Source organism: Micrococcus cohnii (assembly GCF_014205175.1).
Taxonomy (GTDB): domain Bacteria; phylum Actinomycetota; class Actinomycetes; order Actinomycetales; family Micrococcaceae; genus Micrococcus; species Micrococcus cohnii.
The window spans coordinates 902,124-917,135 of the sequence record NZ_JACHNA010000001.1; the positions used below are offsets into that span (position 1 = coordinate 902,124).

11 protein-coding genes are annotated in these 15,012 nt (G+C 71.2%); 3 read left to right on the forward strand and 8 right to left on the reverse strand.

Features of this window, described 5'->3' with window-relative positions; translation table 11 throughout:
* The first annotated feature begins 105 nt into the window (after positions 1-105).
* Positions 106-579: a DUF4870 domain-containing protein gene (locus HDA30_RS04195; protein ID WP_158495952.1), complete on the forward strand. Its 474-nt coding sequence runs from the start codon at positions 106-108 to the stop codon at positions 577-579.
* A gap of 79 nt (positions 580-658) precedes the next feature.
* On the opposite strand, the gene hemW is transcribed toward HDA30_RS04195, so the two are convergent.
* Complete coding sequence (hemW, locus tag HDA30_RS04200) at positions 659-1,942, reverse strand: radical SAM family heme chaperone HemW (protein ID WP_158495953.1); 1,284 nt, start codon at positions 1,940-1,942, stop codon at positions 659-661.
* Between the two features lie 4 nt (positions 1,943-1,946).
* Complete coding sequence (lepA, locus tag HDA30_RS04205; RefSeq protein WP_158495954.1) at positions 1,947-3,809, reverse strand: translation elongation factor 4; 1,863 nt, start codon at positions 3,807-3,809, stop codon at positions 1,947-1,949.
* Between the two features lie 126 nt (positions 3,810-3,935).
* On the opposite strand from lepA, the gene HDA30_RS04210 reads away from it, so the two are divergent.
* Positions 3,936-4,538, forward strand: a complete 603-nt coding sequence (locus HDA30_RS04210; RefSeq protein WP_158495955.1) for a type II toxin-antitoxin system PemK/MazF family toxin — start codon at positions 3,936-3,938, stop codon at positions 4,536-4,538.
* A 251-nt stretch (positions 4,539-4,789) separates the two neighbouring features.
* On the forward strand, positions 4,790-5,056 hold the full coding sequence (gene rpsT, locus HDA30_RS04215; protein ID WP_158495956.1) for a 30S ribosomal protein S20: 267 nt from the start codon (positions 4,790-4,792) through the stop codon (positions 5,054-5,056).
* A 158-nt stretch (positions 5,057-5,214) separates the two neighbouring features.
* Here the strand turns inward: rpsT and holA are convergent, their stop codons facing one another.
* The 6 genes from holA to HDA30_RS04245 all read right to left on the reverse strand — a co-directional run bounded on the left by holA (position 5,215) and on the right by HDA30_RS04245 (position 14,978).
* Complete coding sequence (holA, locus tag HDA30_RS04220; RefSeq protein WP_184241187.1) at positions 5,215-6,237, reverse strand: DNA polymerase III subunit delta; 1,023 nt, start codon at positions 6,235-6,237, stop codon at positions 5,215-5,217.
* A 10-nt stretch (positions 6,238-6,247) separates the two neighbouring features.
* Complete coding sequence (locus HDA30_RS04225; protein ID WP_184241188.1) at positions 6,248-8,842, reverse strand: ComEC/Rec2 family competence protein; 2,595 nt, start codon at positions 8,840-8,842, stop codon at positions 6,248-6,250.
* Complete coding sequence (locus HDA30_RS10735; RefSeq protein WP_184241189.1) at positions 8,823-9,470, reverse strand: ComEA family DNA-binding protein; 648 nt, start codon at positions 9,468-9,470, stop codon at positions 8,823-8,825. Before HDA30_RS10735 ends, HDA30_RS04225 begins: the two co-directional genes overlap by 20 nt.
* A gap of 534 nt (positions 9,471-10,004) precedes the next feature.
* Positions 10,005-11,006, reverse strand: coding sequence for a DegV family protein (locus HDA30_RS04235; RefSeq protein WP_184241190.1), 1,002 nt, complete (start codon positions 11,004-11,006; stop codon positions 10,005-10,007).
* Between the two features lie 48 nt (positions 11,007-11,054).
* Positions 11,055-13,520, reverse strand: coding sequence for a leucine--tRNA ligase (gene leuS / locus HDA30_RS04240; RefSeq protein WP_343059361.1), 2,466 nt, complete (start codon positions 13,518-13,520; stop codon positions 11,055-11,057).
* A gap of 183 nt (positions 13,521-13,703) precedes the next feature.
* Positions 13,704-14,978: a YkvI family membrane protein gene (locus HDA30_RS04245; protein ID WP_246418699.1), complete on the reverse strand. Its 1,275-nt coding sequence runs from the start codon at positions 14,976-14,978 to the stop codon at positions 13,704-13,706.
* Between the last annotated feature and the right edge of the window lie 34 nt (positions 14,979-15,012).

Here is a 15,012-nt window from a genome sequence, read left to right on the forward strand (position 1 = left end):
AGACTGGCGCCCAACTCGTGGGCTGTCGGCCGTCTCGGCCGCCAGCATCCCACCCGGGCGCACGGCCCGACGACCCAGCCGCCACCGACCGCGAAGGACTCCTCCGTGTCGCAGACCCCTCGCCGGGCCACGCCGAAGCGGGCCGCCTCGGCCGCCCCCGCCCAGCCCGTCGCCGCCGCGCCTGACGCCCCCGGCTCCACCGGCACGGCGTCATGGTCCGCCCCCGAGCACGGTCCGGGCGCCCCACTGACGGCGAAGCAGGACCGTGAACGGGCCACACTCGCGCACTTTGGCGTCGCACTGGGATTCGCCGCTCCCCTGGCCGTGTGGCTGCTGTATCGGGATCGAGGACCGTTCACAGCGCAGGAGGCCAAGGAAGCGCTGAACTTCGCCGTGCCGCCGACACTGCTGATGGTGCTCTTCTTCTTCCTGAGCCTGCTGCCGGTCATGGGCCCGGTGTTCGCGGTCCTGGCCGCGCTGACCTGGATCGCCATGGCGGTCTACGGGCTCATGGGCGGATCACAAGTGAACCGGGGACGACCGTACCGCTACCCGTTCAATCTGCGGATCCTGCGCTGAGTCGAACGGTCGGGCGACGGTCGGCGGCGAGCCGTCCACCGCCCGACCGTCGTGACGGGCCTGCCTCACGACGCCCCCGTCAGAAGCCGAGCAGCTCGCGCACGATCTGGTCGTTGCGCAACCGCCCCTGCAGAGTCGGGACGATCCGACCTCGCAGCGCCTCAGCGCCCTCAACGAGCCCCTCGGCGATCAGCCCGGCGACGGACTCACGCGCGTGCCGCCGCTGCGCCGGGGACGCCTCGTCGAACACGGACATGTCCAGGCCCGTGTCCAGCCGCACCGCGAGCATGACGCGTTCGAGCAGCCGCGCCTCGGCGTCGGGCGTCTCCCGACCGACCGCCGGCGTGGTTCCCTGAGCGAGGCGCTGAGCATAAGCGGCCGGGTGCTTGGCGTTCCAGAACCGGACGCCGGCCAGGTGCGAGTGGGCGCCAGGGCCCACACCCCACCAGTCCTGGTCCAGCCAGTAGACCATGTTGTGGCGGGCACGCCGGGCTCCCGTGCCGTCGGGGTCCCGGGCCCAGTTCGAGACCTCGTACCACCGGTACCCGGCTGCGCCGAGCAGCTCGTCGGCGAGCAGGTACTTGTCCGCCTGGTCGTCGGGGTCGACGTCGGGGATCTGCCCGCGCGCGACCTGCGAGCCGAACTTCGTCCCCTCCTCGACGATCAGCGAGTAGGCGCTCACGTGATCCGGTTCGAGACCGATCACCGCCTCCAGGCTCCGGCGCCAGTCCTGCATCGACTCCCCCGGGGTGCCGTAGATCAGGTCCAGGGACACCTCGAGCCCGGCCTGCTTCGCCGCGGCGACCGCCCGCGGAATGTTCTCGGGGGTGTGTGTGCGCTCCAGCGTGGCGAGCACATGCGGCACGGCGGACTGCATGCCGACGGACACGCGCGTGACGCCCGCTCGAGCGAGCTCGTCGAGATACGCGGCGTCGACGGTGTCCGGATTGGCCTCGACGCTGATCTCGGCGCCGGGGGCCATGCCGAACCTGTCCCGGGCGGCGTGCACGACGCGGGCCAGGTCAGAGGCGGGCAGCAGCGTGGGGGTGCCGCCTCCCACGAAGACGGTGTGCAGCTCACGGGCGGGTACCTCGGAGGCGGCCAGCACGTCCACGGCATGGTCCAGCTCGGCGATGGCCGTGTCGACATAGTCGGCACGCCCGGCACCGGGACCGAGGTCGGCCGAGGTGTACGTGTTGAAGTCACAGTAGCCGCATCGGACCGTGCAGAACGGCACATGCACATAGAGACTGAACGTGCGCGGGCGGCCCGACGCGGCTGCCTCACGCACACGCCGGCCCACTGGCTCGGGCAGCCGGCCGTCCTCGGGCACCGGGTCCCCGAGCGGCAGCGTCGCGGGCACGGGGCTACTTCTTCGCCGCCGCGGCCTTGTCCGCGGACGACTCGGAGGACAGCGCCGCGATGAACGCCTCCTGGGGCACCTCGACACGGCCGACCATCTTCATGCGCTTCTTGCCCTCCTTCTGCTTCTCGAGCAGCTTGCGTTTGCGCGAGATGTCACCGCCGTAGCACTTGGAGAGCACGTCCTTGCGGATCGCGCGGATGTTCTCGCGGGCGATGATGCGCGAGCCGATGGCCGCCTGGATGGGCACCTCGTACTGCTGACGCGGGATCAGCTCCTTGAGCTTGCCCGTCATCATCACGCCGTAGGAGTAGGCGTTGTCCTTGTGGGTGATGGCGCTGAACGCGTCGACCTGTTCGCCCTGCAGCAGGATGTCCACCTTGACCAGGTCGGAGGTCTGCACACCGTCGGCCTTCCAGTCCAGGGAGGCGTACCCCCGCGTGCGGGACTTCAGCTGATCGAAGAAGTCGAACACGATCTCGGCCAGCGGGATCCAGTAGCGGATCTCGACGCGTTCCTCAGACAGGTAGTCCATGCCCGTGAGGCTGCCGCGCTTGGACTGGCACAGCTCCATGACGGCGCCGATGAACTCCGCCGGCACGATAACGGTGGCCGAGGCCATCGGCTCGGTCACGCCGAGGATCTTGCCCTCGGGGAACTCAGAGGGGTTGGTCACGGTGACCACCTCCTTGTCCTCCTTGGTCACGTCGTAGACGACGTTCGGGGCCGTCGAGATCAAGTCGAGGTCGAACTCGCGCTCGAGGCGTTCGCGCACGATCTCCAGATGCAGCAGGCCGAGGAAGCCGACGCGGAAGCCGAAGCCCAGCGCCACGGAGGTCTCGGGCTCGTAGACGAGCGCGGCGTCGTTGAGCTTGAGCTTGTCCAGGGCGTCGCGCAGCGTCGGGTAGTCCGAGCCGTCGATCGGGTACAGGCCGGAGAACACCATGGGCTTGGGGTCCTCGTAGCCGCCGATCCGGTCTTCTGCCGGGCGGGCGCTGTTCGTCACGGTGTCGCCGACCTTGGATTGGCGCACGTCCTTCACACCGGTGATCAGGTAGCCCACCTCGCCGACCGACAAGCCCTTCGTCGGCTTCGGCTCGGGCGAGGACACGCCGATCTCAAGCAGCTCGTGGGTGGCGCCCGTGGACATCATCGTGATCTTCTCGCGCGGCGAGAGCGTGCCGTCGACGACGCGAACATAGGTGACGACGCCCCGGTAGGTGTCGTAGACCGAGTCGAAGATCATCGCGCGGGCCGGGGCGTCCGCCACACCCACGGGGGCCGGTGTAGCCGTGACGACCTCGTCGAGCAGCGCTTCGACGCCCACGCCGGTCTTGCCGGAGACGCGCAGCACGTCGTCGGCGTCACAGCCGATGAGCGTGGCGATCTCCGCCGCATAGCGGTCCGGGTCCGCGGCGGGCAGGTCGATCTTGTTGAGCACGGGGATGATCTCGAGCTCGTGCTCCATCGCCATGTACAGGTTCGCCAGGGTCTGCGCCTCGATGCCCTGAGCGGCGTCCACGAGCAGAATCGCCGCCTCGCACGCGGCGAGGGACCGCGAGACCTCGTAGGTGAAGTCGACGTGCCCGGGCGTGTCGATCATGTTCAGCGCGTAGTTGACGCCGTCGACCTCCCACGGCATGCGCACCGCCTGGGACTTGATGGTGATGCCACGCTCGCGCTCGATGTCCATGCGGTCCAGGTACTGGGCCTTCATGTCACGCGGCTGCACGACCCCGGTCGCCTGCAGCATGCGGTCGGCCAGCGTGGACTTGCCGTGGTCGATGTGCGCGATGATGCAGAAATTGCGGATCACGGCCGGATCGGTGCGGGCCGGGACCGGAGGATTGGACGCCAGGGGCGACACGGGCACTTCCTTTGCTCGTCTCGTGTGCGGGACAGATGCTGCTTCCAGCCTGAGGCGCCATTCTTCCACGTCCACGCGCCGAAGGCCCACGTGCTCGGGCGAACGGCCGCCGCATAGGCTGAGCGCATGGCTTTCAATCTCATGCGCGCGATCAGCCTGGGCCGTCGCGCCTACTCCATCGTCAAGCGGCTTCAGGCCCAGTCCGGCCGCGACACGGCGCCCGCCGCCCGACGGAACGGTCGACAGGCCGGGGTCCCGAGCCACGACGGCCCGCGCCGCCGGAGGGGACAGGACGACGGGCAGGTGGACGGTCGAGCCCGCACGGACGCCTATGCCGGTGACTTCACCGGCCGCACCAAGGTCGAGTACTCCCCCGTCCCGGGCGAGCAGGCCGGGCCCGGGGAGATCGTCTGGACCTGGGTTCCGTTCGAGGAGCTGGACGGACGCGGCAAGGACCGCCCGGTGTTGATCGTCGGCACCGCGGGGCGCCATCTGCTGGGCCTGCAGCTGACCTCGAAGGACCGCAACAACGCGCAGCGCAGCGACGCCGAGTACGTGGACATCGGTTCCGGCGCCTGGGATCGCCAGGCCCGAGCCTCCGAGGTGAACCTCGGGCGGATCGTGCGGGTCGACCCGGACCAGGTGCGGCGCGAGGGCGGCGTGCTCCCCGAGCGCGAGTTCGAGCGCGTGGCCGAAGCCCTGCGCGAGCACCGCGGCTGGAGCCGCTGAGAGCGCCGACCCCGCCGGTCCGCCGGTCACGGTCGACTCCCCTGGGACACGCTCATGGATTCGCGGGCGTGTCAGGTGGCGTCACTGGTAGGGTGGTGGGCATTGTGTCCGGTCGGTCGACGGGCACCCTCGGGCCGGAGAACCAAGGCACTCCCCACGCCGCTCAGTCACCGGACCCGAGATTCCCTCTACGACCCCAGTTCATTCGGCACGGCCCAGCGCGGCCGCCGTTCAATCATGAAGGACCTGTTTTGGCTAACATCAAGTCGCAGAAGAAGCGCATTCTCACCAACGAGAAGGCCCGCCAGCGCAACGTCGCCGTGAAGTCGAACCTGCGGACCTCCGTCCGCGCCGTCGACGCCGCGGTGGCCGCCGGTGACGCCGAGGCCGCCGCAGAGGCGCTGCGCGTCGCCTCCCGCAAGCTGGACAAGGCCGCCTCGAAGGGTGTCATCCACAAGAACCAGGCCGCCAATCGCAAGGCCGGCATCGCCGCCCGTGTGAACGGTCTTTCCGCCTGAGTCGAGTCAGACGCGAACCGAGGGCCCCCGATCCGCACGGATCGGGGGCCCTCGTGTCTGCGCGGACGCGATGCACCCGCCGCGCGGCGGCTGCGAATCGGGCAGAGCCTCGGCACTGCGCCACCGCCCGCTGCGTGCCGGTCAGCGACGCGGGACGGTCAGCGCCGCGTGCCGGTCGACACGCGGATCACGGCCCGTTCGATCGCAAAGTCCGCGTTGCGCGAGCCGCCCTTGACCTCGGCGTCGGCCTGCGCAATCCATTCCAGGGCCGCGGCGATGCCGGAGGCCGACCAGTGCCGGGCCGCCTGCTGGATGTATTTCACCTGGAACGGAGCGACGCCGAGGTTCGAGGCCAGCTCATGGGCCGGAACCCGCGCGTCGATGATCCGTGCGACCTGACGGGCCTTCATCGCCAGCGCCGAACTGAGCATCACGGGATGGACCCCCGTCGCCAGGGCGTGGCGGGTCAGGGCGACCGCGCGGGCCGCCTGGCCCTCGAGGGCAGCATCGGCGACGGCGAAGCTCGTGGCCTCGACGCGACCGCCGTAGTAGCGGTCGACGGTCTCCCGTGTGACGGCGGACTCCGTGTCGTCGATGAGCTGCCGGCAGGCCGAGGCCAGGTCGGTCAGCGACGACCCGGTCGCGGCCACCACGGCACGGACCGCCTCGTCGTCGATGCGGCGCCGGGCCTGGCGGAACTCCGCCTGAACGAAGGCCATCTTGTCTTCGTCCTTCTTCAGGGCCGGGCACTCGATGACCACCCCCGCCGCAGCCACGGCGTCGAGGAGCTTCTTGCCTCGGTTCCCCCCGGTGTGGCGCAGCACGAGCGTCACATCGTCGGCGGCGGGCCCGGAGGAGACCAGCTCGAGTGCGTCGTGGAGGAAGGCGTCGTTCATGGACTCGAGCCCCTCGACCATGATGAGCGTCGGCTCGGCGAACAGCGACGGTGACGCCGCCATGGCCAGCTGGCCGCTTTGATACTCGGCGGCGCGCATCCGGTGGATCTCGAGATCAGCGTGCTGGGAGAGCAGGCGTGCCCGGAGCCGGTCGGTCACCCAGCGGGCTGCGTAATCCTCGGGTCCCTTGAGCAGCGTGAGCGGACCGGGCTCCGCCGTGCGCCAGGCCAGCGGGTTCGCCGCGGCGCGGCCTCGGGCGGAACGGGAAGAGCGTGCGGCGGCCATGAGCCCCATCCTACGACCGGGGTCGAGCCGGTATCGGTGCGCGGCGGCGCGGGCCCAGCGCCCGCACGGTCAGGCACGCCCCGGACTCGTCCCGATCAAGCACCACCCGATGCGGGCCGACGGGGCCGTGATCCGGGGGCGTCCACCCCACCAGGAGGGTGCCGCTGACGTCCGTGCGGGCGACCGGGCCCAGCCGTGCGAGCCCGGCGGCGGTGCCCGGGTGCGGGTGGCCGTAGGTGTTGTCGGCGCCGACCGAGACGACCTGCAGATCCGCGCGCACCCGGTGGGGCAGGTCCAGACCGCCGTTGCGCGCACCGTGATGGGCGACCTTGAGCACGTCGACCTCTCCGGCGGATGGGGGCGGTTGCTGCGTCGGCGCGCTGATCCACCGGGCAGTGGCCTGGTCCTGCATGTCACCGGTGACCAGCACGGTGGTGGCGCGGCTGTGCTCATCGACGGTGCGCAGCAGCACCTGGGCGGAGGCGTCGTTCTCCCGCGGTGCCGCGGAATCGGCGTGCAGCACGTGCCAGACGGCGCTGCCGGCCTCGCCCCGGTCTCCGGCGCTCAGACGCGTGGCGCCGGTGGGAGGCGCGTCGGTGTCTGCCTCGGGCGCATCGGAGGTGGCGTAGCCGATGTCCGACGGGGATGTCAGCCGGTCCCGTATCCCTTCAGCACCGCCGGTGTGGTCGGCATGCAGATGCGTGAACAGCAGCGCGTCCACACGCCGCACGCCGAGGGCGTCCAGACACGCGCGGGCGTCGCGGGGATCGGGGCCGGCATCGACGACCACGGCGGCGTGCTCGCCCGAACGCACGAGCGTCATGTCACCCTGGCCGACATCACAGAACGCCGCCGCCCAGTCCTGCCCCGCACGCGCCGCAGGCGATGGGAGCAGCACCGCCGTGTAACCACCGGCCGCCGCGGCGCTCAGGGCGGCGGCCAGCACGATCAGCACCGGCGGTCGCACCGGGATCCGAGCATGCGCCGCCGGCCCACCGACGCGCCGCACCGGCGGCCTGGGGCGTCGCTCGTGCGCGAGCAGCCACGTGAATCCCACCAGTGTGCCGGCCAGAGTGAGGACGAACAGGCCGACGCCCAGGTCCGCCTCCGGCCATGGACGCACAGCATGGGGCAGACCCGCCACCGTGCGGGCGATCGCCCCGATCAGTCCCGCCGGCGCCTGAACAATCCAGAGCAGCGCGGCGGTGAGCCCGGGGGCGATCAGCACACAGGCCGCCGCGGCCGTGCCGAGAACGGTCACGGCCGGGACCAACGGCGCAGCCGCCAGGTTGGCCGGGACGGCGTAGGCGCTGACGGTGCCGGTCATCAGGATCAGGATCGGCTGGCATGCCAGATGCGCCGTGCCCGTGACCGCCAGGCTCACCGAGAGCCATCCGGCCGCCCACCCCGGCAGCAGCGGATCCAGCGCCCGGCGCAGCAGCACCTCGGTCGGCCGTGCGCCGACGACGATGCCCGCCGTCGCGGCCAGCGACAGATGCAGGGCCGGTTCCACTGCGAGGGCCGGCTCGATGATCACGAGCATCGTCCCGGCCAGGCACAGCAGGCAGAACGCCTGGCGGCCTCGTCCGGCGAACACGGCCAGGGCGCCGAGCCCGCCCATGGTTGCCGCCCGGAGCACGGACGGCTCCGGGCCGATCAGCACGACGAAGACCGCAAGTGTGCCCAGCACAGCGGTCACAACCACGCGGCGATGCGTCCGCAGACTCCGCAGACCGACCGTCACGGCCCCGCAGAGCAGCGCGCAGTTGGCCCCGGACACCGCCGACAGGTGGCTCAGACCGGCGTCCTTCATGGCCTGGTCCAGCTGCGCGCTCTGCGTGCCGCGGTCCCCCAGCACGAGGGCGGGGATCAACTCGTCGGCGTCTGCCCAGGCGCCAGCCGAGGCGTCGCGGAACGCCTGACGCATCCGGTCCCGCCCGGCGACGCCCTCCGTCGGACGGGTCGCTGGGGCGCCGGGGTCGGCGGCCGCGGACGCACCGGGGCACCCTCCGGCACGCGGGGCGGCCCGGGCTCGCAGCACTGTCGTGCGCTCTTGCGACGCCAGACGCGCCACCAGACACACACGGTCCCCGGCCTGACCCACCTGTTCGGCCGATGCCGGCACGCTGAGCAGCGCACGAACAGGTTCGGGCAACACAGTGCCCTGCGCCCCGAACCGCTCGATGCGTGCCGAGGCCTCCGCTCGGCGCACCCCGAACCGGTCCACCCGTTCGCTCGGGCTCGACTGCAGCAGCACCTCCACACGCACCGTGCGTTGATTGCGCACCAGCTCGTGCCAGGCGACCTCGTCGAGGCGGCGCTCGGTCTGCGCGATGGACTGGGCCGTGAGCGCGACGCAGAGCAGAGCGAGGGCGCCGGCTCCCGCAGCACCGAGAAGACCGCCGCGATCGCTGCGGGAACGCCCGCGTCGGAGGACAGCGGCACCGGCGAGGAGGACGGCCGCGCCTGAGCCGGACGCGAGCGACACGCGTGCGGCGGCTGCGGCGTCACCGGGCGGCAGCGACAGCGCGCACGCCAGGACGGAGCACAGGGCCAAGGCCCACCGCGCATCCAGCGCAGCGGGCTCACCACGTGACCCGGTCACGCAGCTTCTCCAATGTCGCCGGTCCGATGCCGCTGACCGCGTCAAGGTCCTCCAGGGAGGCGAAGGGCCCGACCTGTTCCCGATGGGCGATGATGCTCTCCGCCGTCGCCGGACCCACCCCGGGCAGGGTCTGCAACTGCGTCGCGGTCGCCCGGTTCAGGTCGATCCGTTCCTCGCCGGCGTCGGTGCCGGACGGTGCGGCGTCGACGACGGGCGCCGGGTCACCGCTCGCCGCGCCGGCGTCCGCCAGCTGCTCGTCACTGACCGCGGCGTCCGGCACGAGGATCTGTTGGCCGTCCTGCACCGGCGCAGCGAGGTTGATCCGGTCCGGCTGCGCTCCGCGCGCCGCTCCCCCGGCCCGCTCGACGGCGTCCCGCACTCGCGCGTCAGCCGGAAGGCGCACCACGCCCGGCCTTTCGACGGCGCCCACCACGTGCACCTGGACGGTGGCGGAACCCGTCGCCGACGCGGTGGACAGGTCCGCGGATCCGGCGTCCCCACCGGAGCGCGTGGCCGTGTCCGGCGCCGTCGGCTCGGTTCCGGCCGCCGGTCCCGTGATCGCGGCACCACGGCTCTCGACCGTGCCCGTCTCGGCGGCCCCGTCCACTGGAGCCGTCGGGTTCTGCACCGGAACCGGGGTGTTCAGCCAGCTGACCGCCCACCACGTCAGGGCGGCAACCGCCAGGACGAGGACGGCAGACGCCGCGGCGCGCCATCGCAGCAGGGGCGCACGGGGCGGACAGTGCTCCCAGGACGAGCCCGCATGGCGCTCATTGTCCTCGGCCGGCTCCGCGGCGGCCGAATCAACCGGCGTCGCCGCACGCCACAGGGCCGCTGGACGCTGTGCCGCCGTATCTGAGGCCGGCCTCGGTGCAGGGTCGTGCGGGGCCGAGGACGGCGCCGCGTGCTGAGCCGCCCTCGGCCGCGCTGTGGCACTCAGTGGCGCTGTGGCCTTCGGTGCTGTGGCCGGTGGCGACTCGGCGGCCGCCGGAGTCTCGGAACTGTCAGGAACGCGGACCCGATGCATGGTCTCGAGTTTCGCCTCACGGCCCCGCGCCCGTGCGTGCCGAGGAGGTAGCGGTGCACGGGGACGGCCCTCGGGCAGCCTGTGCAGGAACGGGCACAGTACGCGCTCGGGACACGCACGGCTGGACCGCCCCGGTCAGTGCACCTCGTCGTCGTCCGGGTCGAGCGGCACCACGATCACGCCGAGCGCACCCAGGCCCAGATGCGCCGCCAGCACGGCGGGCAGGTCGATCACCGGGATCGGAGCCGCCGCATGCTCCTGCAGACGGCCGGCCAGGGCCTCGGCCTCGGCCCGGTTGCCGTAGCCGTGCACGGCCACCTGGCAGGAGCCGGCCGCCGCACGCTCGGCCGCGTGGGCCACGAGCCGGTCAACGGCGCGTTCGGTGCTGCGCGGCTTCTCCACCAGCACGATGCCCCCGTCGCGGAGCCCGAGCACCGGTTTGACCTGGAAGACCGAACCCAGCAGCCCGGACAGTGCCGAGATGCGCCCCCCGCGCCGCAGCTGCTCGAGGTTAGGCACGGTGAACAGCACGGACGAGGCCGCGACGGCCCGATCGAGCCGGGCGACGATCGCGTCCACAGCGGAGCCGAAGCCGGCCTGGACGGCCGCGTCAACCACGAGCAGCCCCTGTGCGAACCCGGCCGACCGCGAGTCGACGACCCGCACCGGCACCGGGGACTCACGCGCGGCGAGCCGCGCCGCCTCGGCCGTGCCGGAGAGCTCACCGGACAGGTGCACGGAGACGATCCGCGAGTAACCGTCCGCGGCGAGCGATCGGTACTCCTGCAGCAGGCGGCCCGGCGACGGACGGGAGGTCCGCACGGATGTGCCGGAGGCCAACGCGAACGGCAGCTCGCGCTGCAACTCGTCCGAGCCCTCCGTGTAGATCTGCTCGCCCACCATCACGGGCATGGGAACCTGACGTACGCCCGCGGCCAGCGGATGTCGGCGCACGATTCCCGGAAGCGCCGCCGAGGAGTCCGTGACGACCGCGGTGCGATCTCGTCGCGGAGGGCGCAGGCCCAGACGAGCACGACCGACCAGACGCCCGCGCTGGCGCCGCATCCGCTCAAGGTAGTCGGCCTGCCACGCGCGCACGCTCTCGACGACGGCGGGCGCCGATCCGGTCTCGCTCATCCCGCTGCCCTCCTGTGCTCAGCTGCTTCGTTGCGGCGCCGATGCGCGTCAGCGGACGACGAGGTTGACCAGCCTCGGCGCCTTGACGATCACCTTCACGATCTCGGCATCGCCGATGAACCGCTGCACCTTCTCGGAGTCCCGGGCCGCGGCTTCGAGCTGTTCCTCGGTGATGTCGGCGGCGACCTGAAGTTGATCGCGAACCTTGCCCTTGACCTGAACGACGGCGGTGACGGTGTCCTCCACCAACAGGGACTGGTCGACGGTCGGCCAGCCGGCCCGGACCACCGAGGGCTCGTGGCCGAGCATCGCCCACATGTCCTCGGCCGTGTAGGGCGCATAGAGCGAGAGCAGCACGGCGACCGCCTCGGTCGCCTCACGCACCGCAGCATCCGCCGCGCCGACACCACCGTCGATCTGCTTGCGCGTGAGGTTCACCAACTCCATGGTCTTGGCGACGACGACGTTGAACTTGCCGTCCTCGACCAGCTGTCGGGCCTCGTGGACGGTCTTGTGGGTGGCCTGACGCAGCACCGTCGCCGACGACGCGGCGGGGTCGCCGCCGGGCTCACCGTACTCACGCACGTCCCGCGCCAGGCGCCAGGCGCGAGCGAGGAATCGACCAGCCGCGGCCGGGGAGACATCCGCCCAGTCCACGTCGTCTTCGGGCGGGGAGGCGAAGATCATGGTGGTGCGCACGGCGTCGACGCCGAACTGCTCGAGCTGCTCACCCAGGTCGACGCCGTTGCCCAGGGACTTGGACATCGCCTTGCCGCCGTTGAGCACCTGCCCCTGATTCAGCAGCGCACGGAAGGGCTCGGTGAACGGCACCAGGCCCAGATCGTGCAACGCCTTGGTGAAGAACCGCGCGTAGAGCAAGTGCAAGATCGCATGCTCCACACCTCCGACGTACTGGTCCACGGGAAGCCACTGGCCCACGGCCTGCGCGTCGAACACCGCCGACTCCTCCGCCGGGGAGGCATAGCGCAAGAAGTACCAGGACGAATCGACGAACGTGTCCATCGTGTCCGTGTCCCGGCGGGCCGGCTTGCCGCAGTCCGGGCAGTCCACGCGCACCCAGTCCTCGGCCGCGGCCAGCGGCGACTGGCCCTTGGGCGCGAGCTGTTCGCCCTTCAGGTCGGTCGGCAGGGTCACGGGAAGCTGTTCCTCGGGTACGAGCACCTCGCCACAGTCCTGGCAGTGCACCACGGGGATCGGCGTGCCCCAGAAGCGCTGGCGGCTCAGCAGCCAGTCACGCAGCCGGTAGGTCGTGGTGCCCTCACCCGTCCCGCGTTCGGCCAGCAGCTCGATCGCGCGTGCGATCGCCTCCTGCTTGCCGAGCCCGTCGAGCTCGCCCGAGTTGACGAGCGTGCCCTCGCCGGCTGTGGCGACGCCGCTGACAGCCGGGTCCTCCTCGCCGGTGTCGACGACGACGCGCACCGGCAGCTCCATGGCCCGGGCGAAGTCCAGGTCACGCTGGTCGTGCGCGGGGACGGCCATGATGGCGCCCGTGCCGTAGTCCGAGAGCACGTAGTCCGAGGCCCAGATGGGCAGGCGTTCGCCCGTCAGCGGGTTCCGCGCATGACGTCCCAGGAAGAGCCCGGACTTCTCGCGGTCGGTGGCCTGCCGCTCGATGTCGGAGACCTTCTTGAGCTGCTCGCGGTACTGCTCGAGCTCCTCGCGGTGCTCCTCGGCCACCAGCTCGAGCGCCAGCGCACTGTCGGCCGCCACGACCATGAACGTGGCCCCGTGCAGGGTGTCCGGCCGCGTGGTGAACACGGGCAGTTCGGGGCCGTTCTCGACCTGGAAGCGCACGGTCGCGCCGGTCGAGCGGCCGATCCAGTTCCGCTGCATCGCCAGCACGCGGTCGGGCCAGTGCCCGGTGAGCTGGTCCATGTCGTCCAGCAAAGCGTCGGCGTACTCGGTGATGCGGAAGTACCACTGGTTCAGCGTCCGTTTGGTCACCTCGGCCCCGCAGCGCTCGCACGCTCCGTCGACGACCTGCTCGTTGGCGAGCACGGTCTGGTCCTGCGGGCACCAGTTGACCGGAGAGTCCTTCCGGTAGGCCAGCCCGCGCCGGTACAGCTGCTGGAACAGCCACTGCGTCCAGCGGTAGTACTCCGGGTCCGAGGTGTGCAGCTCCCGGCTCCAATCGACGGCGATGCCGTAGCGCTGGAACGACCGCTTCTGCGTCTCGATGTTCCGGTAGGTCCAGTCCGCCGGGTGGGCGTCACGCTTGATGGCCGCGTTCTCGGCGGGAAGGCCGAAGGAGTCCCAGCCGATCGGGTGCAGCACGTCATAGCCGCACTGCAGCCAGTGCCGGGCCATCACGTCGCCCATCGCGAACGCCTCTGCATGGCCCATGTGCAGATCCCCCGACGGGTAGGGGAACATGTCGACGACGGTGCGCCGCGGCGAACCGTCCTCGCGGGGGGTGAAGACGCCGGCCCGCTCCCACCAGCCGGCCCAGCGGGCCTCGACCTCGGCGAACGAGTACTCGGCGTCGGCCGGGATGCTCGGAGTCTGGGCACGACGCTCCGGAGACGGGGCGGCAGGGGTCTGGCTCACGGCGGTTCAGCGTCCTTCGTCGCGGGGGCGGGGGCGGCCTCGTGCCGTGGACCGCGAGCGCGCGGACGGCCGGGGCGAATCTGCACCATCGTACGCGGACCGCCACCCCGGCGGCGGTATCCGCCCGGGTTAGTCGGGCCGGTCCGCCGATCGACGCTGCTGAGTGCCGACGGCCGGCATCTCGGAGGTCAGGGCGTCCTCGAGCTGATCGGCAGGTGCCTCGGAATCGCTCTGGGCCTCGTCCAGGGCCTGCTCGTGACCGCCGGTGAACCGCCGTTCGGGGTCCTCACGCTGTTGCAGCAGCGCCCCGATGCGAAGACGTCGCAGCACTTCGGCACCGATCTGCTGACGATGCACCACCCACCACACGAGCAGGAACGCGGTCATCACCATGCCGAGCCAGCCCAGAATCGGGAACACGGTCGTCAGCAGCGTGTCGAAGCCGAGGAAGCTGATGGCGTAGCCCACGGCCACCGTGGCGAGGAACACCGGCGCATACTTCTGCGGGCGCGAGGCGGTCAACCGGCGGCCGAGGGCGTAGAACATGCCGATCGCCGTGTTGTAGATCATCGCGTAGATCACGAACACCATGAGCCACCCGGCCCACGGCGCGATGTCCGAGTAGACCTCAAGCATCGGCACGTCGGCCCCGGCATGCACGGGTGAGGTCAACCACATCACAGCCGTGAGCATCGCCAGCAGCACCGTGTAGACGGCCCCGCCCAGGGCACCGCCCAGGAACGCCTCCCGCGGGTGCGCCAGGCTGCCACCGATCACCAGGCACATCGATACCGCCATCAGCAGCGCGAGCCCGGCGTAGTTCAGCGCGGACAGCCACCACGGCCCCAGGGGCGGCTGCGCGGTGACGACGGCCTCGTGCACCGGCGCCATGTCCGTCGGCAGGTTCAGCATCGTGACGGCGAACACGACGATCACGGCGAGAATCACCAGAGGCGTGACCGCCGAGATGATCGCGGAGACCTTGTCGACGTCGAGCAGGCCCGTCACGCCGACGATCACGGCCATCAGCGCACCGCCGAGCCAGACCGGCCAGTCCAGCTGCTGGTTCAGAGTCGCACCCGCGCCGGCGAGCATGACGAACCCGAGACAGAACAGGGTGACCGTCACGCAGACGTCCAGGAACCTCGCCATCCACGGATGCGAGACCGATCGGAACACGGTCTTGTGCTCGTCGGCGAGGAACACGCTGCCCAACTGCAGCATCACCGCGCCGGCGGCGGTCATCACCAGCCCGGCCAGCCCCGCGCCGGCGATTCCCGGCACGCCGAAACCGGAGAAGTACTGGACAACCTCGGCGCCGGTGGCGAACCCGGCGCCCACGAGCAAGCCGATGAAGGACAGGCTGATGCGGATCGGTTTCAGCAGCGGGGAAGTGGTCATCATGTCCCTTCGTCAGGATCGGCGGCCGGTCAGGACC

Bases quoted from the DNA above. Each gene is read 5' to 3' on its own strand.
- HDA30_RS04210 (WP_158495955.1), top strand. From the start codon at position 3,936: ATGGCTTTCAATCTCATGCGCGCGATCAGCCTGGGCCGTCGCGCCTAC.
- holA (WP_184241187.1), bottom strand. From the start codon at position 6,237: ATGGCCGCCGCACGCTCTTCCCGTTCCGCCCGAGGCCGCGCCGCGGCG.
- HDA30_RS04235 (WP_184241190.1), bottom strand. From the start codon at position 11,006: ATGAGCGAGACCGGATCGGCGCCCGCCGTCGTCGAGAGCGTGCGCGCG.
- HDA30_RS04245 (WP_246418699.1), bottom strand. From the start codon at position 14,978: ATGATGACCACTTCCCCGCTGCTGAAACCGATCCGCATCAGCCTGTCC.